Here is a 23,083-nt window from a genome sequence, read left to right as displayed (position 1 = left end):
TCCTTAAAAATCAATGGAAACCTTTCCCTGCATTCCCGGGCGGAATACTACGCCATCCTCCGGCTTCGGCAGGCTCACCTTGACGGGAAAGCGCTGCATGACCTTGGTGAAGTAACCGCTGACGTTCTCCGTGGAAATCAGGGAGAATGTCGCATAGGTGGCCGCCCCTATTTCATAAACCGTGCCGTGAAAAACCCTGCCGTCATAACCGTCCAGCGTGAACTGCACGTCCTGACCCTGCCGGATGCGCCCTATCTTGGTTTCCTCCACGCGGACGTTGAGCCAGACGTCCCCGCCGTCCACAATAGAAAATAGCTTCTGGCCGGAACTGACCATCTCCCCGCCGTTCACCAGCTTGCGGGCCACCACGCCGTCCACGGGGGATTTAACCACGCATTCCCCGCACAGCACTTCCAACTCCTCCAGTTCCGCCCGTGCGGCTTCCAGCTGGGCCTGGGCGGATCTTTTTTCCTCCTCGCGGTAACCTTCCAGCTTGAGGGCCAGATTCTCCTGCTCCGCCTTCTCCAGCGCCTGCGCCGCCAGGTAGGTGGCCCGTACGGCGTCCCGGTCCGCGGAGCTGATGCCTGCCTGCTCCCTCACCAGCTTTTCAACGCGCTCGTAATCACGCCGCGCATGTTCCAGGCTGGCGGAGGCCTGGGCCGTCCTGGCCCGCTGGGACTCGATTTCCTGAGGGCGGAAGCCGGCCAGCATCTCGTCATGCCTGGCCTGCATCAGCTTGACGCGGGAACGCGCGGCCATCAGGCGCGCCTGCATGGTGCGGCTGTCCAGATGGGCAAGCGTCTGCCCGCGGCGGACGGTTTCCCCTTCCTCCACATCCACGCTGGTGACGCGCTCCGCCAGCTTTGATCCCACGGAAACGATGCTCGCCTCCACGCGGCAGTCGTCCGTTTTCATGGTGCGGCTCTCCCGGAAATGCCAGACTCCCCAGCCGATGGCTCCCACGGCCGCCAGGGCCATGCTGCCCAGTGATATAGCCTTCAAATGCTTGCTCATGCGCCGCAGGATGTGCATTGCCGGGAAAATCCCTGAATGAACAGGCCAATGGTCAGCTTCATGGAGGCCACCTTGTCCTGCCATGCCTTGCTGTCGTCATTCAGGCAGTACATCAGCATGTAGCCGTGCAGGGTATTGACAAAGGCGCGCACCATGAGCCCCACATCCCCCTCCCTGACCTTTCCTTTTTCCTGCATGGCGCCCATGTAGTCACACAGGAAGGAATGAAGCTCCCGCGGGTCGCGCAAAAAATCATCTCCGTTCGTATCCACGGAGTCCAGCGCGCTCAAGTAGGCCCGGAAGGCGTTCCTTTTGGCCTTCGTCGCCTGGAAGTACAGGCGCGCAGCCAGTTTCAGGTCATGCGCCAGGTCCCACGTTTTCCTGTTCTCGAATTCCTTTTTCAGTTCGCTGGCATATTCCCGGTACCGGATGATTTCATCCAGCAGGGACTTTTTGGTGGCAAAGTAGCGGAAGACGGTCTTTTCACAAATACCGGCCTTTTTCCCTACTTCCTGAACGCTGACGCGGTGGAACCCTTTTTCACTCATCAGTTCAATGGCCGCCTCCACGATTTTTCTCAGCGTGTTCTGCTGGACCCGTGTCATTTGTTCCATAGATGTCTGTCAGGCTAACAGACATTTTTTAAAGGTCAAGGCCTCTTCCGGAACAAAAATACGGGGAACCGCCCTTCCCCCCGCGGCAAAAAAACGACCGCTGCGGAAAACCGCAACGGCCGAATCAAACGGGAATATGCTCCGCCGTTTAGCGGCGAAGGCCAAGACGCTGAATCAGGCTCTGATACTGGGCCAGATCTTCACGCTTGACGTAATCAAGAAGCTTGCGGCGCAGAGCCACCATCTTCAACAACCCGCGGCGGGAAGAAACATCGTGCTTGTTCGTGCTCAGGTGGTCGGTCAGGTGGGCGATGCGCTGGGTCAGGTGGGCGATCTGGTAGCTGGAGCTACCGGAATCCTTTTCATGCATCTTGAATTCCTGCAAATTGATTTCGTTACTCATAAGTGTTTTCTTTGAATGTATTTAGCTCGTGGCAGCGGCTAATCGACACTGTGAGGGCGCCAACTATGCACCATCCGTCCCCAAAAGCAATTCAAATTTCATCATGCAGGAGAATTTGCCTCCGTTCCTGCGGTAGCGGCCTCCCCACCATTTTCCACCGCACCCCAGGCCTCGCGGTCCTTTTCCGTAATGGGCCGCATCACGCGGCAGGGGTTTCCCACAGCCACCACGTTGGCGGGAATGTCCTTCGTCACCACGCTTCCCGCGCCTATCACGGAATTGCGCCCGATGCGCACGCCCGGGCCAATGGCCGTATGGCCGCCTATCCACACCCCGTCCTCAATGGTGACGGGAAGCGCAAATTCCAGACCGTCCCGCCTCAGCCCCGGGTCCACGGGGTGCGTGGCGGTGTAAATCCCCACATTGGGGCCTATCAGCACATCACTGCCGATCGTGACGGCGGCACAGTCCAGCACCACCAGGTTGAAGTTGGCATATACGCGATCCCCCAGCCGGATATTCGTTCCATAGTCACACCGCAGCGGAGGTTCCAGATAGCAGTTTTCCCCCATGCCGCCGAAGAGCTCCCGCGCCAATTCCCGGCGCAGTTCTTCCTCCTCCGGGGCGGACTGGTTGTAACGGAAGACGAGCTTGCGCGCCCGAAGGCGCCTGGCTGTCAATTCGGAATCCTGGGCATGGTACAAACGCCCGGCCAGCATGTTATTCCAGTCCTTCGAGTCCATGGGATGAAGAGGGGGTCACGGCGTCCGCGCCGGAAGAAGGCAGCGGCGCGTTTTCCTGTTCTCCAACAGGCGGCATGGCAGCGGCATCCTTCTCTACGGACGCCTCTGACTTTACAAGCTCCTTCTTCCCGGAGGAAGCTGAATTTGCGCCAGCCCGCTGGGCGGACGGCTTATGCACCGTTCTGAAAATACCGGACGGCTTTTTCTGAAGCTCGTGAATATTCCAATCCCCGTCTCTGACAATCACGCGGGTTCCCACGGGAGCCACTTCAAACAGGTTCTTCGCCACCAGATGGGGGATGCGGATGCACCCGTGGGAGGACGGGCGGCCGGGCAGGTACCCCTCATGAATGCCTACAGCCCCGTTCACCCTCATGAAATAGGGCATCTTGGCCGGTTCAAACCTTTCTCCGGGCCGTGCGGCATCCTTCCGTATATCCCCGTCCCGCAGCTCCCCGGCGGCATTGATGAACGCGCCGTAATAGGAATGGTGGTCCGCATCCTTGGAGGCGATGCGGAAATAGCCGGAGGGCGTCATGCCGGAACTCCTTCCGGAACTGATGGGCGCATACGCGATGCGGTGCGTCCCGCGGTACACGTACATCATCTGCTTCTTCTTGTCCACCACGACCAGGAGCTTTCCGGGCAGGGACGGATCGTCCTCCCATTTGAGCAGGTGTCCCGGAATGGTTCCGCTTTCCTCAAAATACCCGGTCATTTCCTCCACCGGAACATTGGAAGAGGAAGAAGGGGAAGAGCCCCCACCCGTGGTGCCGCAGGAGGAAAACAGGAACGGAACGCACAGGCAGGGAACCAGCAGATGGAAAAGGGGTAACTTCATCTCGGGGAGTCGCATCACTGCGTTAGACAACGGAAAGCCGGAAAAAGGAACCGCTTTTTGACAAAACTGTCAACCATCAATCAAAAAAATCTCTTCCCGGCCCCGTTTTCCTTCCATCACCACATCCGTGCGCGCCTGCCGCGGCCCCGGTCATTCCCGGGCCCGTGGAGCAGTCCATGGGACCACGCCTCTGCAAATGTGCGCGCGGCATCCGCCGTATGGGAATGTCCGTCATGCACGGGGCTCTCCACCACGGAACCGCCCGCACCCGGCGGCCTGGACCTGTACAATTCCAGATGTTCCACGCCGCCGGGCTCTTCCTCTCCGCGCACGCCGCGCACCCTTTCCTGGGTGCGGGCATGGAAGAAGCTGCGCTCCAGCAGTTCCCGCAGCGTATTGATGCCGCGCCAGACGTCCGTGGTCCTGGGAACGACGCGCACGTTCGCCAATCCCAGACGTGACATGTTCTCCACGTAGGAAATGCCGTGGGCATCCCTCCGCGCGGCGTCGTGGGGCAGCAGATGGGCCGTTACCGCCACGCCGTGCGCCTTCTCCCATTCCTTCATTTTTTCCACATAATGGGCCAGGGGCTGCTGGTTGGCGGCGTAATGGTCCAGCCAGTGGAAGCTGTCCCCCATCACCTGCACAAGCCAGATGGCCGTATGATCGCTCAACCCCAGGTCCCACGCCGTGAAGGTGGGGGCGTCCGGGTCCGCCGCAAACTCCGTCCCCACGCGCCCGCGTTCCCGCAGGGCCATGATGCGGCTGCCGTAAATGCTCCCCTCCTCCCCGGTGGAGAAAGCTTCCTGCGGCGTTCCCGGGTACTCCTGCTTCATGGCCGCCCCCATCACGCGGGCCATCCTGGCGTACCACCTTTTCTGGCCCGCATCCAGCGCCACCCCGGTTTCCCGTTCCAGGGAAAGGAAGTACTCGTCCAGTTCCCGGCTCCATCTGCCGCGCCCCGGCAACGTGTACTCCTCCTGGTCAAACCAGCTAAAGAAGAAGAACCGGAAATCCAGGGGAGAAAGCTCGCTCTTGCCCATGTTCTCCATGGCCTGGCGCGTCAGTTCGTAATTCACGCCGTACCGGCCGCCCTCATGGGTGCTCTCCTTCAGGATAAAGCCGCCGGGGGGCACCGTATTGATCGCCCCCGTGCGGATTTCCCTGGCACGCCACGGGGCGTGCACGGAAACATGCGCCAGCTCGGAAACGTGCAGGAACTGCATGGTGCCCCCGCGCAGGTTCGTCCCCACGCGCACGTCGCTCCCGTTGGCGAAAGCCAGGCGGTTGCGCGCAGACGTGCAGGGCCGCCATTCCCCCTTCTTCTCCACGCCGGACAGGCTCTTGATTCTCTCTCCCAGCCGGGCCAGGGCCACATCCATCGCGGAAGGGTCGGGCGGCACGTAATCCAGATGGTCCCAGGCGAAACGCAGCTTGGCAAGCTTCTGCTGGGCGTCCGGCAGGCTCTTATCAATAATGCCGCAATGGAAATTGGACCGGAACAGGCTCATGTCCAGCATCAGCATGGCCACATACGTGGAAATGCCCAGTTGGCGCGCCTTCAGGATGTCGTTCCTGTACCACAGCCGCTCATGCAGCCGCCGCTGCGCCCTGTTCAGGGAGAAGCGCTGGAGCTGCCCGGCCTTGTTTTCTATCCAGTACAGGTGCTCCAGCCTCCAGAGCTGGCTGGACAGGACAGACTGCCAAGGCTGGCTCCAGGATTCCGTCAGATGATTAGAAGTTTCCATGTTCCTCCACTAGTTCTTTCAGCAGGACTCCCTCCCTGGTCATTCCCTTCAGGGCCTCCGTCCCCTTGTCCAGGGGCAGGCGGTAGGCCAGGGGATCGTTCAGCACGTGGGAGACGAAGCGCAGAGCCTGAACCATCACGGGATCAAGCAGGTCAAGCTCCCCCCTCAGATAGCCTGAGCGTACCCCCAGCTCTTCATACAGCCTGACGACGTCTTCCATGAAGCACCCAACGGCCTGCTCCCTGTTCCACCACCAGCGTTCCTGCGCATCCGCATCCCCCAGCGTTTCCAGAATCCGGCCCAGGGACCGGGCGCGGCTCTCCCGAGCGGTTTCCAGAGAAGGCTCCTCTCCCGCGCCTGTGAAGCGCTCCAGCGGAATATAGGAATCCCGCTCGGACGCCGCAGGCAGACCCCGGCTGTCCAGGTAAACGCCGTTCCACGCATGCACCACATACGGAGCGCGCGCCTGCCGTACGGGGCTTTCCGGAATGCCCGGCATCAGGCGAACGGTATGCCCCGGATCGTCCGGGTCACGGTAAATCACGCAGTTGGCGTACATCGCGCGCGCCTCCTCCGGATCAGGCAGGAAGGGGAGCATGCCCCCTCTCATTTCCTCCTGCCTGCGGTCCAGAACATCAATCAGGGAGGCGGCTTCATCCAGGGGAAGTTCCCGGCTCCAGGCCGTTGCCACCCCTTCGGGGGCCGTCCAGGAATCAATCCGGTAGGTTCTTCCTTGCCAGATGACGCCGGACTCCGCGGCTTCCGGCCGGGCTGCAAAATCCCGCCTCACCACGTCCAGCGTTTCCACCGCACGGATTACCTCCGGACGGCTGCGCCATGCGGCAGGGGCAGGAACGCCGCTCCTGACGGAAAAATCCTCCTCCATATACAGGGGGGCCTCCAGAACAGGTTCCGGCAGGAGTTCTCCCATGGCTTCCAGAGAAACATCCTTCGCGCGCAGGGTTCCCTTCCCGGCCTTGAACGGCCGCTTCACCAAATGCAGGTACAGGCCGGGATGCTCCGGGTCCGGACGCCATGCATTCAACTGGGGAAACTCCTGAAGCGCCCGTGCCAGTTCCGTCATGCGGTGTTCCGCCAGCCGTTCCATCCTGCGGACGGACCCGCCCTCATATCCGTCCAGCGCGGCCAGAGAACGCAGCAGGTCCTCCCTCACGTGGTCCGGCGCGGTGGACAGCAGCCTGCCGGTCATCAGGCTATGGGCGTACCTTTCCATCATGGGAAGGCGCACCTCCTCACCGCCTGCGTCCCAGGCGCGTTCAGCCCGTATCCGGTCATTCATTCCCACCGTTTCACGGAGCATGCCCATGAATTCGGCGGTTTCCGGCCCCTCCTTCAGCGTTTTCTTCAGCAGCCCGGCGCGGCGCACCAATTCCTCCAGAGGTTCCAGGGCCTTGTCCGGGCTTGCGGCCCCGTAGCGCGCCCAGGAAGCTACCGTCTCCGGCACGGCGTCATGGTCCAGATGGGCAAAAAAATACTCCTTGGAGAGCTGGGAAAGCTCTTCAATCAATTCCGTTTCTCCGGGAAGCGCCCTGCGGCGCGGCACGCGGCCCAGACGTTTCAGCATCTCCCACGCGTCCTCCGGGGAAAGCTGGTCCGTGCGCATCAGCCGGTCCCATACGACCTCCGCCTTGTCCTCAATCAAGGCCAGGGGATTCTCCGTATTATGGAGCCGCAGCCGGTGCATCACCAGTCCCTTGGCCGAGGGAACGGGCTGATTGTCCGCATCCACTCCCAGCCGCTGCACGTCCCCCACGTACTTGCCGTGGATATCCATGCGTTCCCGCAGGGCGTCATGGCTCATCAGCGTTTCAGCGGCCACGCGGCCCCTGCCCGTCACCTCCAGACGGTCCCCTGAACCCACGGCGCCCCGCACGCCGTAACCGGCCTTCAGCATATCCGCCACCGCCATGGCCGTCAGGCTGTCATACAGGCAGGAAAGCCTTTCCCCCTGCACGTTTTCCAGTCCTGCGGTCAGCCGCAGATAATTGGTATCCCATTCCGGATGCCCGCTGCGGGCGTGCCATTCCCAGCTCCGGATCAAATCCCTCTTGGCCGTGCAGGCGGGGGAAAACATCATGGAGACATTGGCCATCAGGTCCGTTCCCGCCGCCTCCTGCGAAGGATGCCAGGCCGACCACCTGCCATTGGGATATTTTACCCGCCACAGCCTTTCCCCGCCTCCGCTCCCACGCGAGGACTGGAACAGGCGCGGAGTCAGGCGGGAAAGATTTTCCACCGCTTTCTGCGTACCCGGATAAACGCGCGGAACCGCCCGCTCCGGACCGGCATGCAGCCGCGGCGCATCCAGCACGGTGGCATAACGGGCCACGTGTTCCGGTTCCACTTCCAGAAAACGGGACAGCAGCCGCCCGTAACTCTCCACCGGCGTGTAGCCGCGCCCTACATGCACGTCAAACTCCTTCATATTGGGAAGCACCTGGTACAAGCTGTTCACATCCGCCTGGGTTCCCCATACCATGCGGTTCATCTCCCGCAGCTCCGGGCTTACCCGGTGGCGTTCCCGGTCCCCCAGGGAAGCCATCATGCCGCTCATCCTGGACAGGGCGGCGGCCAGGCCGTCCGGACCGGAAGCCCCGGCCAGCAAATCCGGAGCGTTCAGCAGGGAGCTCCCTTCCTCCAGCCAGCGGCGCGCCCTGGCACAGGAACCCTCATCACGGCAAAACGACTCCCACAGGCGAAGGGCCACATGCCCGGACACCTCCTCATGGGAAGCGCCGTGCACCCGTTCCATCACTCCCTCGTAAACATTGGCGCGCGTCCGGCGCTCCATTTCCACGGTGACGGCGTCCCAGTCCCTGCCGGAAAAACCGCTACGCCCCGCTTCCTCCGGATAAGCCAGCAGCAGCATCCTGTACGGGCGGTAGGCGCGCTTCTTCAGCCTGTCTTCCACAAACGCGCGGCGCAGGGCGTCCGCCTGCACGTCGTAATCCGCCGCATTCCTCAAACGCCACGGAATTTCCCTCCCGTTCCTGTTCCTGGCCAGCCCCAGGTCTTCCTCTTCCATACGGCACAGGGCTTCATACCAGGAGGAAAGGGCCTCTTCTACCGAACTCCGGCCCCGGGTTCTCTTCATCTCCATGCCGGGGGCCGGCTCCGCCTCATAAACGCGGCGGCCGTCCGCCGCGGCGGACTCTCCCACGCGGGGCAGCCCGGCCCGCAACAGCCACTTGGTCCTGGCCGCCGCATGGTCCGGATGGGGAAAAAGTTTTTTCAACACTGCTTCCGACTCCGGAAAATCCCTCATCTTCCAGGGCTTCGTGCGCACGGGAGAAGGCAGTTCCAGAAAATCCCTCACGTCCTGTTCCGTCCTTAAAAAAGGCTCCCCGGCTTCATCCAGCGCGCGGGACCATTCCAGCGCCTTTCTGGAAATGTACAGGGATCCCCACAGGGGAGAATCACGCAGGGACTTCTGCAGCAGCTCCCCGGCACGGCGCATGTCCTTCTCCCGCAGGATGCGGGTTACCGCTTCATCCGGAATGCCAAACACCTTCAGAGGTTCTCCGTCCCCCAGCAAGGTTCCGGCATGGCGGAAATGGTGCAGGGAAGCCTTTCCCGCGCCGATCAGCAGGAACGGCATCATCATGGCCGCCTCCCTCAACTGGTCGTCCACGGACATCTGCCGCTCCTTCCATCCCTCCCAGTCCACGCCGGACACCCTGTCCGTCAACGCTCCCACGCCTTCCTGGGCCACCATGGGCGTCAGCTCCATCAGCTTGTTCTCCGCCGCCATCTTCACGGCATCCGCCGCCATGGCTCCCGTTCCGGAAAGAACCGCTCCCACATTCCCGGAAGCGGACCTCATGGCCCGGAACGCGCGCATCCCCTGCCCCAGCATCCGCTGGCCCAGCTTCGTCATCCCGAAGGAAAGCAGGGTGTTCATCCCCCCGGACACGACCGCGCCACCCATCTGGGCATCAAACACGCCGTCCGGATTCATGCGCCGGGCATCCGCCATGTGGCGGCCCGTCTCCCCGGCCATCAGCAGTCCCAGCCCGGCCGGGCCGCTGAACGCCAGCGCCGTGGATGCGCCCTGCTGGGCCATGTCCACCAGCATCTCCCGGAACCAGGGGGCATCCTTTCCTCCGCGCAGGGGAGCAAACTCCATCCTGGCAAAATTCCGCAGTTCCTCAAAACTCCGGGAATACCTGTCCAACGCCTCCTTCTCCCGGCCTTCCGGGAGGGCCCAGGCCGCACCGTTCACGGCCAGATGAGCCACATTTTCCGCTGCTTCCGCTGCTCCGCGTTTCAGCGCGCCCCCCAGGGCATCCCGGAAAGCGGGCCGGGAACGCAGGTAGGGGGCCATCATGCGGAACACCTTCCGCCGGTCCCCGTCCTCCAGGGACGCCAGGCAATCCACGGCGCGAATGACGTCCGGAACTCCGGCAACCGCCTTCCGGTTCACCTGCACAGCGGAAAAACCTTCCGGCGCCGGGGCCTCACTGGCTACCAGCCCTTCCAGCCCCCTGCGGATAATTCCGGCGGCGTCCGCCAGACGGTTCCTGTCATCCAGGGCGTCGGACACGGCCCTGCTCTTCAACTGGTCCGCCACGGCCTGCATCTCCTCCGGCCACGCGGAAACAGCCTCTTTCCTCCGTTCGTCCGGAGCCGTTCCACTCCCGGCCAGCGTGCGGTCATACTCCTCCTGGTACAATTCAAACAAGGTCTCCCGCTGGGAAAGGCGCACCTGGTTGTGCATGGAGACGGCCACAAACAATTCGTCATCAGATTTGCCGGACGCTCCATACTGCCGCGCCACCTCTTCCCGGATACTCTTCCAGTCCCTCCGGATGCGTTCGCGGGGGATTTCCCCCGAATCCGCCACCCATGACTGCATCACGCACGCGGCAATCCTTTCCCGGTCAGCCGTTCCCGCCGGATACATCGCTTCCGCCTTCTGCCTGACCTCCCGGGGAATGGTCATCACATCTCCCGTCAGCACGCTGTTCCAGTACTCTTCCTTCGCCGCCGCCCCCTGCTCCGGGAATTCTCCCGCGCCGGAAGGGACTGCGGATACCGCGTTCTCCTCCTGCAACCGGTTTTCCTCCATCGTTGCGGAGGCCTTTTCCGGCACGCCTTCTTCTACCAAAAATGTCCCGTCCTGTTCCTGGTTCCTCTCATCTTCCATCATCACTTGCCTTCCTTTCCGTTATTCATATTCATATCCATAAAACCTACCCAGCCTGCATCCTGGAGGCGGTTTTCCTTCTCAAAAACTTTCTCCATCTCCTCCGCCGGCTGTTCCGGAGACCTCTGCACGGCCTCCGCCAACTCCATCTGGACGCGTTTCCATTCCTCCACCGCACGGGCGTCCTCCGGCGGTCCCCAGGCTCCGTTCCGGAACATGGAGGACAGGCGGCGGGAAGCCGCGCGGCGCAGCTCCAGGGGAACATTCATCATCACCTCCCGCCGCCGGAGGAGTCTTTCCACCTGCGCCGCAGGCAGGCCGGAAGTAGCCACTTCAATCATGGCGTCCGCATCCCCCTCTCCTCCGCAATCCTCATCAATCAGGGAGGCCATGCGGCACAGCAGCATGTCGTCTCCCGGAATACTGACGCCGGAAAACTCCGCCGCCTGCCTCCGGTCCCTGGAAGCCGTATAACGCCTCAACTGCTCGGAACTGATCAAGCCGTGCTTCTCCGCATTCGCCAGCCCGTCATCCCGCAGCAGGCCGCCGCCGGATACGGTAGCCGCCACAGCATCCGCATAACGCCGCTTCAGCTCTCCATATGCCGCAGAAGCCTCTTGCGCCACTCTTCTTTCCTCCGGGGTCTGAGGCATTTCCCGCTCCCGGGAAACGAGGCGCACTGCCGCGGCCGGATCACGGCGAACCTCCTCCACCGCCCGGTTCAGCGCCACACGGGCACGAGCTTCCTCCGCCATGCGGGAGGCTTCATCTCCGGTCACAAACACGCCGCGGCCTTCTTCAATCCTGCGTTCGGCCAGGGAATCCTCCCCCTGCTCTACGGCGGACTCCACCCCTCCGGCCCAGGACCGCCGAGCCTCCTCCAACTGGCCCAGCCGGGACATCTTCTGCAAATAAATGCTTCCGGCAGTCTCCAGGTTCTCCCTCGCCAGCTCCACGCGCTCCCTCACCGGGGCGGACATCCGGCCCGGCAGGTAGGCGGGAAGCCGTTCCGCCAAAGCCTTCTTCCACTTCTCCTGAAGGCGGTCCGGCTCCCCGCCGGCCTCCAGCTCCCGCATCACGTCCTGTTCAAAGCGGTACAGGCCGTCGCGGGCCTGCGCCCACTGCCCGGCATCCCTCACCTCCTGCATCTCCTTCAGCGCGGCACCCGCCGTTCCTGCCAAATCCATCGCGCCCGCAGCCAGGTTCCGCACTCCGGCGGCCTGCGCTTCAAACGCGTTCAACGGAATCACGCCGGACAAATCCGGAGCCACATGCAGCATTCCAAAATCCTGTATTCGTATAGCCATCTTTTTATGGCCTCCAAGCTAGGGAGCGGACGGAACGCACGGCATCCATTCCAAACCGTCACCGCACGGTACTTGCCGCTTGCCAAAACCGGACCGTTCCAACACAATCGGCCCCATGCCCCGCATCCGTTTCACCACCGCGTACGATGGACGCCCCTACCTGGGCTGGCAGAGCCAGCCGGGAGGCCGCACCGTACAGGACGCCCTGGAACGCGCCTTTTCCGCCCTCTTCGGCTCCGCCGTCCGCATCCACGGCTCCGGCAGGACGGATGCCGGCGTGCATGCGCTGGGCCAGGTCTTCCATGTGGATGCGCCGGACACCCACCGCATTCCTGCGGACAAATGGCCCACCGCCCTCAATACCCGCCTGCCCCGGACCATACGGATCACCCATGCGGAATACGTTCCCCCAGGCTTTCACGCCCGGTTCAGCGCGGCGGGAAAAACCTACCGCTACTGTATCTCCCGTGCGCCTGTCCTCAGCCCTTTTGACGCCGGGCTGGCCTGGCACCGTCCACTGGCCTGGAGCACGGACATTCTGGAGCAAGCCGTCCGGCTCTTTCTGGGAACGCATGACTTTACGGCCTTTGCGGCCCTGCGCGGCAATGAACCGCGCCCCATCCCGGCGGACTACTTCCTCCGCACCATCACGCAGGCGCAGGTGGTGCAGGAGGGGGAACGTGTCTTCATCACCCTCACCGGAACGGGCTTTCTCTATAAAATGGTGCGCCTCATGGCAGGAGCCGCTCATGAAGCCGCGCGGGGAAAAATCACGCTGGACGAACTGGCGCGCCTCATTAACTACCCACGCCCGGATGATAAAAGCCCGTTCTGCGCCCCGCCGGACGGGCTCACGCTGATGCAGGTCCACTACGCGGAGGAAGCCCCCGGAAACAAGCAGGAATGAGGTAAAAACAGGCTGCTTCCCCCCCTAGCTGCGCGCCGCGCCGTACAGGCCTTCCCGCCTGATCAGGCTCTCCACCTCCGGATTCAAATGAGGCACGGGGCATACGCCCGTACGCAGATCATGCCGCACACGGGTGGAAGAAGCGGGCTCATCCCCCTCAATGAAAACGGCGCGCACCCCTTCCCTGGGCGCCGGTTCACCGCCGCGGTGGTACACGATGAACGTCACCAGCCCGGCCAGGTGCTCCCAGCGGCCCCACTGTTCCAGGGAATCCCACTGGTCCTTGCCCATCAGCCAGAACAGCTCCGCGCCGGGATAACGGTCCGCTACGCACTCCGCCACTCTCCAAGACCACGAAGGCGGCGGAAGATTCAAATCCGTCCGGTCAAGCACGGCCCAATCCAGTCCCCGAAGCGCCAGATCAATCATCCGGCAACGCTGGTCATCCGTCACGGCGGGGGCCTGCTCCTTCAGCGGAGACAGGGAGCACGGCATGAACAGCACACGGTCCAGCCCGCAGTACTCACGCGCATGCGCAGCCACACGAACGTGCCCTTCATGCACGGGATCAAACGAACCGCCGAAAATGCACAGCTTCACCGTCCGTCATCCGTCAAAAAATCAAAGTCCTTCCGTGCCCTTGTAAGGCAGGAACCCGCCGATGGGCACGCGCACCATCCTCTTTTCCAGAGGCAGGCGGCGGAAGCGGGTGATGAAATCCGTCAGGCGGCCGTAATTGCGCTCCGTCTTGGGAATACCCTGCTGGCCGCAATTCACGTCCGGATTGTAATGCAGTTCAATATGAAGGTGGGCCGGATACATGCCGCGGTTCGTGCCGATGGTGCCCACCTGGGTGCCGCGGAGCACCAACTGCCCCAGCACGACGTTAATATCATTCAAATGGGCGTAAAGCGTCTGGCAGCAAAGAACCTTTCCGGACTTGGGCTCGCGGAAGGCATGGCGGACAATCACCACCTTTCCCCACGCGCCGCGGGCGTCCGCCGCGTAAGTCACCACGCCGTGGCCCACGGAATAAACGGGATCGCCCAGATCGGAATTGCCCCCGCTGTTGCCGTTCCAGTCCTCGCCCATGTGGCGGGGGCTTTTCACGCGCAGGCCGCGGGACCGGTAATAGCCGTTGCCGTCAGGCTTGCCTACCGGAAAATCAAAACCGTCGCAAAGAGGGACGAGCGCGAACTTGCTGTCCCGCCGGGCCATGTAAACGGGAGCGCTCTCGCTGATAAACGCGGAACCGGTCAGAAGAACCAGCGCCAGCAGTAAAAAACGGAAATAGGACATGGGAACAAAAGTCCTCTGTATGCTAAACGGACCCCGGTCCCGTATCAAGCGGAATTCCCCGCATGTCGAAGTTAGAGCCTGCTAACCCCCTTCGTTCCCCTTCCACCCTCCCTTTCAACTTGACAGCCAAGCCCCCGTATGAAAGAAGGGTGGAACATTCCCCGTATTTTTCAACACACGTTTTTTCTGCATGAACAAGCTTGCCTCCCTCTTCCTCGGAACGGTTCTCTCTTCTTCAATGCTGCCCGGCTGGGCCGCAGACCCTCCCAAGCCCTACGGGGCGGTGCCAACCCCCTCCCAGGTCAACTGGCAGCGCATGGAATTCTACGGCTTCATCCACTTTGGCCTGAATACCTTCACGGGCAGGGAATGGGGCTATGGCGACGAAAATCCGAAAATCTTCAACCCTACGGACTTCAATGCCTCCGACATCGTTTCCACCTTCAAGAAGGGCGGCATGAAAGGAATGATCTATACGGCCAAGCACCACGACGGCTTCTGCGCGTGGCCCACCAAGTCCACGGACCACAACATCACCAAAAGCCCGTGGAAAAACGGCAAGGGAGACGTGGTCAAGGAATTCGCCCTGGCCTGCAAAAAGCACGGCATTAAATTCGGCACCTACCTCAGTCCCTGGGACCGCAACAATGCGGACTACGGCAAGGAAGGCTATCTGGACGTTTACTACAAGCAAATCCGCGAACTGCTGACCAACTACGGCCCCGTCTTTGAAATCTGGTTTGACGGCGCCAACGGGGGGGACGGCTACTACGGAGGGGCCAAGGAAAAGCGCAACATCGGCGACGCGGAAAAGTACTACAACTTTGAAAAAATCGTGGAGATGATCCGCAAAATCCAGCCCAACTGCATCATCTGGGGCGCGGGCCACTACGGAGACGCCCGCTGGGGCGGCTCTGAAAAGGGCCACGTCAACTACCCCCATTGGAGCACCGTGGGGCTGAACGGCGGAGGCGGAGGAACCGGCAAGCGCGGCGGAGAACGCTGGGTGCCGGCGGAAGGGGACACCACCATCAACCATTCCGGCTGGTTCTGGCACCAGGGGCAGGCTTCCCGCGTCAAATCCCCGGAAGAACTCATGCAGGTATGGTTTGACTCCGTGGGACGCGGAGCCAACCTCATCCTCAACGTGGCGGCGGACAAAACCGGCAAACTGGACCCTGCGGACGTCAAATCCCTGATGGAATTCAAGGAACTGCGCGACAAGCTGTATGCCAGGGACTATGCCCTGGGCGCCACCGTCACGGCCACCCAGACGCGCGGCAATGACAAAAAATTCGCCCCCTCCAACATGACGGACGGCAACATGGAAACCTACTGGGCCGTGGAGGACGACAACCTGACGCCCACCGCCTTCATTACGCTGCCCAAACCCGCCACCTTCGACGTCATCCGGCTGCGCGAACAGATCCGCCTGGGCCAGCGTGTGGACTCCTTCAACATTGACGCCTTCATCAACGGCAAATGGGTCTGCATCGACAATGAAGGAAAGACCATCGGCAACCAGGTCATGCGGCGTTTGAACCGCCCCATCACCGCCCAGAAGCTGCGCCTGCGCATCACGGGCAGCCAGGCCACGCCCTGCATCTCTGAATTCTCCCTCTTCCGCCAGCCGGCAGGCGCCGTGCGGCCCTCCATCTTCCGCCGCGGAGACAACCTCATCATCCTTGCGGACGGCAAGAACAAAATCCTGTACACGACGGACGGCAGCGAACCCAAGGAAGGCTCCCCCGTCTATAGACAGGGCGCCAAATTTGCGGAAAGCGGCACTGTCAAGGCTCGCTGCCAATTCTCCAACGGCAAGCTGGGTCCCGTCAGCCAGGCCAAATTCGGCATCAGCAAAACCGGGTGGAAGGTGAAAAACGCCACTTCCGGAAACGCTGCGGCGGCCATTGACGACAATCCGGAAACCTCCTGGTTCGCCAAGGCTGAGGCGCCCCAATCCTTTGTGGTGGATATGGGCAAACCCTACCAGGTCTCCAGCTTCTCCTACCTGCCCAGGCAGGATGGAAAAACCTCCGGAATGACGGACAAATACCAGTTTGAAGTGAGCCCGGACGGAAAAACCTGGACGAAGGCGGCGGAAGGGGAATTCTCCAACCTCCGCGCCAATCCCATCGAGCAATCCGTCAACCTCAAGAACGTCAAGGAACCCGTACGCTACTTCCGCTTCACCGGCACGAACTCGCTGGACGGCAACAGTGCTTCCGCTGCGGAAATCAACGTCTTCGGCACGCCCGCAGGCAAATAAAATCCATTCACTTAGCTGCATGAAGGCGTTCCGGCTTTTTCAGGCCGGAACGCCTTTCTCATGACACGGCCTGTTTGCAAACCATGTTCCGGCGTGGAAAAGAAAAGCCATTCCTTCCCGGCTGGAAAACCGGAATGGAGAACGGGACCGGAGTTCAACTCCGCTTGCGCCGCATCAGCAGGCAGGCGATGCCGAACATGCCCAGCATGGCGGAAGACGGTTCCGGAACGGCCTCCGCCTTCAGAGACGCCGGCAAACGCAGCGTCTTGGGATCGGGAGAAGACGTCGGCACCGTATTTTCAGTAAGCAGGGAATCCAGAGAAAGCTCTTCCTTCCCGGAATCAGCCACAGCCTCATCTCCGGCCGCCTCTGTCCCTCCGTCGGGCTTCCTGTCCGGAGAAACAGGCGTCTCCTTGTCGTCTGACGGCTTGGAGCTGGCCTCATTATCCGGAAGACTTGGTTTAAGCTGGTTGGCGGCAAACCCGTTTCCCCTGCCGGGAGGCCCTCCGTAAAATCCTCCGCCGCCGCCATGGGAAACCATCGCGCCGGACAAGGGGCCGTACACGGCCTCCCGCACCAGGACTTCCTCACAATGGGGCATATAGGATCTTCCATAGGAAAACATGGCTACCACTTCCCGTTCCAGCTTCCAGGATACGTCTTCATCCAGCTCTTCCCGGGCCTTTACCTGCACGGGAAGAGCCATCCCAAGGGCCTGGAGCTGGTTTCTCTCCAACACGGAAAAAGCCTGCACTACATTCCCGCGGGAGGAAACAAAACGGTACACGGTATAATAACCGGAAGGAAAAGAGGGGGAGGAAATAGTCAGGGCTCCGCCTTCATTGATCTCCTTGACCATAGCGGGAGACAAGGACATGACGCCCTTCATTTGAACCACCTTCTCCTCACCAGGGGCGGCGGCTCCGGAGGGTGAACCGGAAGGCAGGGCGGCGCATGCCAGTGGCGCCGCTAAGGATAACAGGGCAATCACAATCTTGGTCATGATAAGTGTATTGAAACCATGACCACTCCGTAGCGCACAACGGATGACCCATAAATGACAATAGCTCACGGGCCGCGCCTTTCCGCTGCCCCATCATGCGGCTATCCGGCGGCAGATATAAAAAATAGCTAATCAAATGCAATCCAAACAAACATGGGGAAATCCAACAACGTTTTTTACTCCTTGTTCCCGGACCAACCGTGGCCGCTGCCTCTTTTTACCGGGCCGGCCATTTCTGTCATACGGTGTGGACCGGCGGTTCGGAATGCTCCAGATTCCAGTGAAGGGGCATGAAAAAGGACGCATCCCTAAGGATGCGCCCTGTGCAAATCATGCTAACGGAAAAAACTTATTCCTGGCCGCTGAAATCAGGCGTGAGAATCAGGAACTGGTCACTGACATCCTTGCCCCTTCTCTTGGGAATGAAGGTGTCCTGAAGGTTGTCGTTGTCATCCAGTTCCAGAGTCTTGGCGCTCTGGGCGGTCGTGAAAATCAGAACCTTGCCGCGGAAGCTTTCCGGGTCAAAGCGGACGGCGTTGCCAGCCACGACGGTGCTGCCGTCTTCACCGGGGAGCACGGAAGTAACCATCAGGGGATATTCACCCACGGAGCTGCCAATGCCTACCTTCTTGTTATTGTCACCCTTGCGCATGACGTAGGAGAAGCCCACTTCACCGGGGGTCAGGGCCTTGCCGTCATAGATTTCACCGTCGGGAGTAACGGTGGAACCGCCGGAAGGAGTCTGCACCTTGGCGTAGAAGTTGCTTTCGGAAACGGACTCATTGCCCAGAAGCTGGCGGAAGTAGTCATTGGAGGTATCCCCCTGGAGCGCGCCCAGGCCGCTCATGTAATTGTGCTGCGCCACCACGCGGTCCGCGGTGATGTCATCGGGGAAGTTGCCCAGCTTGCTGTTGGACTTGAACTCGTTCATCGCCACACCCACGTTCTTCATGTTGGTCAGGGCCTGCATCTGGTCGCCCTTGTTGATCTGGTTCAGAATCGGACCGTACGCCACGGAAGCCAGCAGGGCGATAATGGCAATAACAACCAAAAGTTCGATCAGGGTGAACCCCCTGCGTAACTGGCGTGTTGCAAAAGATACTTTCATTGTTGGATATGATGGAATGTTTACAGTTTAAGAAAACCGTACGTGGTTATCTATGTTCGTCTCTACTATTAACGTGATTTCCCAGTCAGGACAAGCATATTCTCATAAAAATGTTGGGCCTGGAAGGGCGCCGGGATTCCTCCGCGGCCCCCGTTTGCCGGGAGCCGGAACAATCCCGCGCCATGGGAAATTCATGCCTGCCTGCCGCTGCCGAAAAAGGCGCTCAGCCCTTCCAGCGCGTCGGCGTCCGGCTTGTCCGCATCGGCGATCACCTGGCGCTGAAGCCCGGCAATCTCTTCCAGGCCCTTGCGGCCCAGTTCCAGCATCCGGCTCATCTGGTCCGCCGTAAACACGGCCTCCTCCCCGGAGCCCTGCACTTCCACAAACTCACCGCGGTCCGTCATCACCAGGTTCATATCCACCTCCGCATCCTTGTCCTCCACATAGCAAAGGTCCAGCAGGGCTTCCCCGCCCAGCATCCCCACGGAAACGGCGGAAACCAGCCTCTTCATGGGAGACTCCGCCAGCTTGCCTTGCGCCACCAGCTTGTTCACGGCAATGGCCAGGGCCACGGAAGCCCCGGTGATGGAAGCGGTCCGGGTGCCCCCGTCCGCCTGCAAAACATCGCAGTCCACCCAGATCGTGCGCTGCCCGATCTTGCCCAGGTCCACGGCAGCCCTCAGGGAGCGGCCTATCAGGCGCTGGATTTCGCTGGAACGTCCGTCCAGCTTCCCTGCCGTAATATCGCGCCGCTTGCGGTCAAGCGTGGAATAGGGGAGCATGGAATACTCCGCCGTCAGCCAGCCGCCCTCCACACGCTGAACCTTCATCCAGCGGGGGACATCCTCCTCAATCGTAACGGCGCAAATCACCTTGGTGCGGCCGAAGGCCACCAGCACGGAGGCCGTGGCATTCGGGGCAATCCCCGTTTCAAAGCTGATCGGGCGCAACTGGTCCACAAGTCGTTTATCCTGACGTTCCATGCGGGGAATCATGACGGATGCCGCCATTTTTTTCAAATGGAAAGATGGAATTCCCGCATCAAACCGCTAATATCCCTTCCATGAAACTCCCTCACACCCGTGTGGCCGTCATTGACGTGGTGGCCCTTTCCCGCCAGATGATGGAACACATGCCGCGACTCTCCGCCTGGGCGGAGGGGAGGCGCGTTTCCTCCTTCCCCCCTGCCTTTCCGGCCCTCACCTGCTCCGCGCAGAGTACTTATGTGACGGGGCTTTCCCCGCGGGAGCACGCCATCCCCGGCAACGGATGGTACAACCGGAACATGAGTGAAATCCAGTTCTGGAAGCAATCCAACAAACTGGTGCAGGGACCGCGCCTCTGGGAAAAGCTGCGGGAACGGTACGGACCCGGCTTCACCTGCGCCAAGCTCTTCTGGTGGTACAACATGTACTCCACGGCGGACTGGACCATCACGCCGCGCCCCATGTACCCGGCGGACGGCCGCAAGGTCTTCGACATCTACACCCAGCCCATGGAACTCCGGGAGACCATTAAAAAAGACCTGGGGGAATTCCCCTTCCCCACCTTCTGGGGCCCCATGGCCGGCATCCAGTCCTCCCGATGGATAGCGGACTCCGCCCGGTGGGTGGAACGGAAACACCGCCCTGCCCTCAACCTCATCTACCTGCCCTACCTGGACTATGACCTTCAGAAATTCGGCCCTTCCTCAATGCAGGCGGCCCGGGCGGCGGAAGCCATGGACGGTTTGCTCTGCGACCTGGTCGACTTTCTGGAACAGGAAGGCGTCACCCCCGTTATCCTCAGTGAATACGGCATTTCCGACGTCTCCCGCAGCATTGCCCTCAACCGCCTCTTCCGTGAACGGGGCTGGATCGCCGTCAAACCGGAAATGGGTACGGAAATGCTGGACTGCGGCGCCTCCCGGGCCTTTGCTGTGGCGGACCATCAGACAGCCCATATTTACATCAACGACCCTTCCGTGAAGGAAGAGGTGAAAACGCTGCTCGCCGCCACCCCCGGAGTGGAGGAAACCAGGGAAACGGACTTCTCCGGCCTGAATCCTGCGGCGCAGGAACGCCTGCCGGACTTCACTGCCGTCGCGGCCCCGGATGCGTGGTTCACCTACTACTACTGGCTGGACGACGCCAGGGCCCCGGACTTCGCCCGCTGCGTAGACATCCATCGCAAGCCCGGCTACGATCCGGCGGAAATGTTCTTTGACCCGACCCTCTCCTTCCCCATGTTCCACGCCGCCGCCTTCCTGCTGAAAAAAAAGCTGGGCTTCCGCGCACTGATGAAAATCATTCCCCTCAACGGAGACCAGGTGAAAGGCTCCCATGGCAGGGACCGGGTACCCGCAAACCAGCAGCCCGTATTCATCGGCCCGGCATCCCTGCCGGAAATCCGTTCCGCGCAGGACGTGCATGAGGCCATCCTCTCCGCCTTTGAAAAAGAGTGACGGCAGGAAGCCTGCCTGTCAGCGGGCGTCCGGGCGGGGATCATATTCCAGGCCCGGAACCTCCCGGTAATGGACACCATCCCACAGGACGGGAATACAGCAGAAAAACCAGCTTCTCTGCCCGTTGTCCCCCTTCCAGTGGCCGAACACGCTGCGTATCAGTACGCGGTTCAATCCCTTGCGGAGCTTCACCTTCACGGGGGGACGGAAGAAATACCCCTCCCAGGTCAGGGGGGCTTCTTCAATGCGGCCTTTTCCCCAATCCGTCCAGGGCAGGCTCCTGAACGGCCACCTGGGCGGATTCACGCGCTTTCCGTTCAGCCACACGTCCCCGCCGGAAAAATCCCAGCTCCCCTGCTCCGGAGCACGGGCACTGCGGTACCCGCCTGAATGCCCCCACATGCCGTTCAGGCCAACCATCAGCCACACTTCCTGATCCTTCGGGCTGCGGATGGAAGTCAGCGCATAGCAGGTTCCGCTGCCCTTTCCCACGTCCCCCGACATCAGCGTGGGCCAGTGGTCCAGCCGGTACTGGTTCCGGTGCATATTGAACATCGCAAAAAGGTGCCTGATATGCACGGCTCCACCGTAAACGGGCGTCTTCTTCCACTCCAGCGTCCTGTCCCCGTCCCGGTAGGAAGGCGCAATCTTGCGCTCCGGTTCAAAGGACGTGTCATTCTTACCCCGGTGGTCGAATGGCCCTATCAGGCTCCAGGCCATATCCGCCTGCTTCACGTACGCAAAGGGAACGTCCCGGAAAAACCGGTCACGGTGGGAAGCCAGCCGTTGTTCAAACTCCCGGAACTCCGCCCATCCGGCCGTTCCCCTGGGAGGGAGCTGCGCCATGTAATCCTTCCGCTTGGTGGCGCTCCCGCGCCAGACGCGCTCCGCAAACGTCAGTACGCAGGGGTAAAGGGGATACTGTTCCAGCACCCTCTTCTCACTGCTCAGGTTCCCGTCGCACCACACGGGCATGATGGCTCCCAACGCCTTCTCATCCCCCTGCGGCACCTCGCAGGGCTGCTGGAAAAACACCTGGTATACGCCGGACTGGGAATCAGCCCAGTCAATGTAAAAGCCATTGCTGTCAATGCGCTTCATTCCCTTGTCCATCCGGGCTCCGGCCTCGCTCTCGCCCCAGCACATCAGCACGGAATCCTTATCGTGCGGGCCACCCGGCGACCACACGATCACCTCCTTGCCCTTCCCGCGGATATACTCCGCCATGCGCGGAATAAAATCCTTCATCGTAATGTGCACCTCGTCGGACCCCATGTGAAAAAACCTTCCTGGAAACAGGGCAACGGTCTCGTCCACGACATCCTTCAATATGGAAATGCCCTTCTCCGTCTGCATGCCGGTCTTCATGGCCTTGGCGAACGGCTGGCTGTGCCCCGGCATGTCGATCTCCGGAATCACCTGGATATTCAGCCGGGCGCAATAATCCGTCAGGTCCTTCAACTGTTCCTGCGTATAAAATTTGCCCGGCAACCGTGACTTCCAGTGAAAGGCGCGGTCTGTCAAAGCCGGATACTTCTTCACCTCCAGCCTCCACGCGGGATCATCCGTCAAATGCAGATGCAGCGTATTGATCTTGTAGCGGGAAACCCGGCGCATCAGCTCCTTGATAAACGCGGGAGACATGTAATAGCGCCCCACGTCCAGCATCATACCCCGCAGGGCGAAGGCGGGTTCGTCACTGATCTGCACGGACGGCATGAAAAAACCTTCCTTCTCTTTGGAAACCAGCTGCCGCAGCGTTTGCAGGGCATTGAAAAAACCGCCAAAGCCCCCTGCCCTGACAGTTGTCTTTTCCGGCGTGACGGACAGGACATACGCTTCTCCCTCAATTCCGGCGTCCAGGCTTAACTCCCATGTCAGGGAACCTTCCTCAAAAACATCCTTGCTCACGGCAGCCGGAATGCCGGACATCCTGAATACATCCTTCATTTCCCTCACCAAGTCATCTCTGCGGGGAACATCCCGGCCCAAATGTACATGAACGCTTTTAAAACGCGCCCCGCCCTTACCCCTGACTACTTTGGAAGGATAGGGAATCAGCGCAGGGGAGGAAAACTCCGGCACAGGCGCAGTTACCACCTCCCCTGCCAGCAGCTCCCACGGGAAACAAACCAGCAGGGCAATAAAAAACCGTACAGGAATGCTGAAAACTCTGGACAAAAACATTCCTTATTTACGCCCTCCCGTCTCAATTCC

General features: G+C 61.1%; 17 protein-coding genes. 3 read left to right on the top strand and 14 right to left on the bottom strand.

Features of this window, described 5'->3' with window-relative positions; translation table 11 throughout:
• Positions 1-3 precede the first annotated feature (3 nt).
• From QSJ36_RS06960 to QSJ36_RS06925, 8 genes are all read right to left on the bottom strand, one after another.
• Complete coding sequence (locus QSJ36_RS06960; RefSeq protein WP_180975188.1) at positions 4-1,014, bottom strand: HlyD family secretion protein; 1,011 nt, start codon at positions 1,012-1,014, stop codon at positions 4-6.
• Positions 1,011-1,628, bottom strand: coding sequence for a TetR/AcrR family transcriptional regulator (locus tag QSJ36_RS06955; protein ID WP_102728460.1), 618 nt, complete (start codon positions 1,626-1,628; stop codon positions 1,011-1,013). The genes QSJ36_RS06960 and QSJ36_RS06955 overlap by 4 nt, the downstream gene beginning before the upstream one ends.
• A gap of 148 nt (positions 1,629-1,776) precedes the next feature.
• Positions 1,777-2,031 carry a 30S ribosomal protein S15 gene (gene rpsO / locus QSJ36_RS06950; protein WP_022396563.1) on the bottom strand — a complete coding sequence of 85 codons (255 nt, stop codon included), beginning with the start codon at positions 2,029-2,031 and terminating at the stop codon, positions 1,777-1,779.
• Between the two features lie 101 nt (positions 2,032-2,132).
• The gene (locus QSJ36_RS06945; protein ID WP_102721917.1) at positions 2,133-2,774 is read right to left on the bottom strand and encodes a sugar O-acetyltransferase; all 642 of its coding nucleotides are present in this window, start codon (positions 2,772-2,774) and stop codon (positions 2,133-2,135) included.
• Positions 2,752-3,615 carry a L,D-transpeptidase family protein gene (locus QSJ36_RS06940; RefSeq protein WP_180975187.1) on the bottom strand — a complete coding sequence of 288 codons (864 nt, stop codon included), beginning with the start codon at positions 3,613-3,615 and terminating at the stop codon, positions 2,752-2,754. Before QSJ36_RS06940 ends, QSJ36_RS06945 begins: the two co-directional genes overlap by 23 nt.
• Positions 3,616-3,731: 116 nt before the next feature.
• Complete coding sequence (locus QSJ36_RS06935; RefSeq protein ID WP_102721919.1) at positions 3,732-5,363, bottom strand: hypothetical protein; 1,632 nt, start codon at positions 5,361-5,363, stop codon at positions 3,732-3,734.
• Positions 5,350-10,533: a hypothetical protein gene (locus QSJ36_RS06930; RefSeq protein ID WP_285467883.1), complete on the bottom strand. Its 5,184-nt coding sequence runs from the start codon at positions 10,531-10,533 to the stop codon at positions 5,350-5,352. The genes QSJ36_RS06935 and QSJ36_RS06930 overlap by 14 nt, the downstream gene beginning before the upstream one ends.
• On the bottom strand, positions 10,533-11,837 hold the full coding sequence (locus QSJ36_RS06925) for a hypothetical protein (RefSeq protein WP_146018205.1): 1,305 nt from the start codon (positions 11,835-11,837) through the stop codon (positions 10,533-10,535). Before QSJ36_RS06925 ends, QSJ36_RS06930 begins: the two co-directional genes overlap by 1 nt.
• A gap of 115 nt (positions 11,838-11,952) precedes the next feature.
• Between QSJ36_RS06925 and truA the strand changes: the two genes are divergently transcribed.
• Positions 11,953-12,744, top strand: coding sequence for a tRNA pseudouridine(38-40) synthase TruA (truA, locus tag QSJ36_RS06920; RefSeq protein WP_102728456.1), 792 nt, complete (start codon positions 11,953-11,955; stop codon positions 12,742-12,744).
• A gap of 24 nt (positions 12,745-12,768) precedes the next feature.
• Here the strand turns inward: truA and nadD are convergent, their stop codons facing one another.
• Together nadD and QSJ36_RS06910 are read right to left on the bottom strand one after the other, a co-directional pair.
• Positions 12,769-13,344, bottom strand: a complete 576-nt coding sequence (gene nadD / locus QSJ36_RS06915; RefSeq protein WP_102728455.1) for a nicotinate (nicotinamide) nucleotide adenylyltransferase — start codon at positions 13,342-13,344, stop codon at positions 12,769-12,771.
• Positions 13,345-13,365: 21 nt separating this feature from the next.
• Complete coding sequence (locus tag QSJ36_RS06910) at positions 13,366-14,043, bottom strand: M23 family metallopeptidase (protein ID WP_022396555.1); 678 nt, start codon at positions 14,041-14,043, stop codon at positions 13,366-13,368.
• A gap of 190 nt (positions 14,044-14,233) precedes the next feature.
• On the opposite strand from QSJ36_RS06910, the gene QSJ36_RS06905 reads away from it, so the two are divergent.
• Positions 14,234-16,312: an alpha-L-fucosidase gene (locus tag QSJ36_RS06905; protein WP_102728454.1), complete on the top strand. Its 2,079-nt coding sequence runs from the start codon at positions 14,234-14,236 to the stop codon at positions 16,310-16,312.
• A 154-nt stretch (positions 16,313-16,466) separates the two neighbouring features.
• On the opposite strand, the gene QSJ36_RS06900 is transcribed toward QSJ36_RS06905, so the two are convergent.
• The 3 genes from QSJ36_RS06900 to rph form a co-directional block, all read right to left on the bottom strand.
• Positions 16,467-17,315 (bottom strand): PEP-CTERM sorting domain-containing protein, encoded by an 849-nt coding sequence (locus tag QSJ36_RS06900; RefSeq protein ID WP_102726618.1) that lies wholly within the window; start codon positions 17,313-17,315, stop codon positions 16,467-16,469.
• A 349-nt stretch (positions 17,316-17,664) separates the two neighbouring features.
• Entirely contained in the window at positions 17,665-18,423 is a 759-nt protein-coding gene (locus QSJ36_RS06895; RefSeq protein WP_022396552.1) for a type II secretion system protein, read from the bottom strand.
• Between the two features lie 191 nt (positions 18,424-18,614).
• Complete coding sequence (gene rph / locus QSJ36_RS06890; RefSeq protein ID WP_022396551.1) at positions 18,615-19,418, bottom strand: ribonuclease PH; 804 nt, start codon at positions 19,416-19,418, stop codon at positions 18,615-18,617.
• A 68-nt stretch (positions 19,419-19,486) separates the two neighbouring features.
• Here rph and QSJ36_RS06885 point away from each other — a divergent pair, with 68 nt between their 5' ends.
• Positions 19,487-20,866 (top strand): nucleotide pyrophosphatase/phosphodiesterase family protein, encoded by a 1,380-nt coding sequence (locus tag QSJ36_RS06885; RefSeq protein ID WP_022396550.1) that lies wholly within the window; start codon positions 19,487-19,489, stop codon positions 20,864-20,866.
• An 18-nt stretch (positions 20,867-20,884) separates the two neighbouring features.
• Here QSJ36_RS06885 and QSJ36_RS06880 read toward each other — a convergent pair whose 3' ends face one another.
• Complete coding sequence (locus QSJ36_RS06880; RefSeq protein ID WP_285467876.1) at positions 20,885-23,053, bottom strand: family 20 glycosylhydrolase; 2,169 nt, start codon at positions 23,051-23,053, stop codon at positions 20,885-20,887.
• Positions 23,054-23,083 lie beyond the last annotated feature (30 nt).

Origin of the sequence: Akkermansia sp. NBRC 115031, assembly GCF_030268505.1 — a bacterium.
Classification (GTDB): domain Bacteria; phylum Verrucomicrobiota; class Verrucomicrobiia; order Verrucomicrobiales; family Akkermansiaceae; genus Akkermansia; species Akkermansia massiliensis.
The sequence above is the reverse complement of the archived record's forward strand: the minus strand, read 5'-3'. Positions and strand labels throughout refer to the sequence as shown.

Coding starts and splice junctions, on each gene's coding strand:
- QSJ36_RS06940 (WP_180975187.1), bottom strand. CDS start 3,615: ATGAAGTTACCCCTTTTCCATCTGCTGGTTCCCTGCCTGTGCGTTCCG.
- QSJ36_RS06935 (WP_102721919.1), bottom strand. CDS start 5,363: ATGGAAACTTCTAATCATCTGACGGAATCCTGGAGCCAGCCTTGGCAG.
- QSJ36_RS06895 (WP_022396552.1), bottom strand. CDS start 18,423: ATGAAAGTATCTTTTGCAACACGCCAGTTACGCAGGGGGTTCACCCTG.
- QSJ36_RS06930 (WP_285467883.1), bottom strand. CDS start 10,533: ATGATGGAAGATGAGAGGAACCAGGAACAGGACGGGACATTTTTGGTA.
- QSJ36_RS06885 (WP_022396550.1), top strand. CDS start 19,487: ATGAAACTCCCTCACACCCGTGTGGCCGTCATTGACGTGGTGGCCCTT.
- QSJ36_RS06960 (WP_180975188.1), bottom strand. CDS start 1,014: ATGAGCAAGCATTTGAAGGCTATATCACTGGGCAGCATGGCCCTGGCG.
- rpsO (WP_022396563.1), bottom strand. CDS start 2,031: ATGAGTAACGAAATCAATTTGCAGGAATTCAAGATGCATGAAAAGGAT.
- QSJ36_RS06925 (WP_146018205.1), bottom strand. CDS start 11,837: ATGGCTATACGAATACAGGATTTTGGAATGCTGCATGTGGCTCCGGAT.
- QSJ36_RS06955 (WP_102728460.1), bottom strand. CDS start 1,628: ATGGAACAAATGACACGGGTCCAGCAGAACACGCTGAGAAAAATCGTG.
- QSJ36_RS06905 (WP_102728454.1), top strand. CDS start 14,234: ATGAACAAGCTTGCCTCCCTCTTCCTCGGAACGGTTCTCTCTTCTTCA.
- QSJ36_RS06880 (WP_285467876.1), bottom strand. CDS start 23,053: ATGTTTTTGTCCAGAGTTTTCAGCATTCCTGTACGGTTTTTTATTGCC.
- QSJ36_RS06910 (WP_022396555.1), bottom strand. CDS start 14,043: ATGTCCTATTTCCGTTTTTTACTGCTGGCGCTGGTTCTTCTGACCGGT.
- QSJ36_RS06900 (WP_102726618.1), bottom strand. CDS start 17,315: ATGACCAAGATTGTGATTGCCCTGTTATCCTTAGCGGCGCCACTGGCA.
- rph (WP_022396551.1), bottom strand. CDS start 19,418: ATGATTCCCCGCATGGAACGTCAGGATAAACGACTTGTGGACCAGTTG.
- QSJ36_RS06945 (WP_102721917.1), bottom strand. CDS start 2,774: ATGGACTCGAAGGACTGGAATAACATGCTGGCCGGGCGTTTGTACCAT.
- truA (WP_102728456.1), top strand. CDS start 11,953: ATGCCCCGCATCCGTTTCACCACCGCGTACGATGGACGCCCCTACCTG.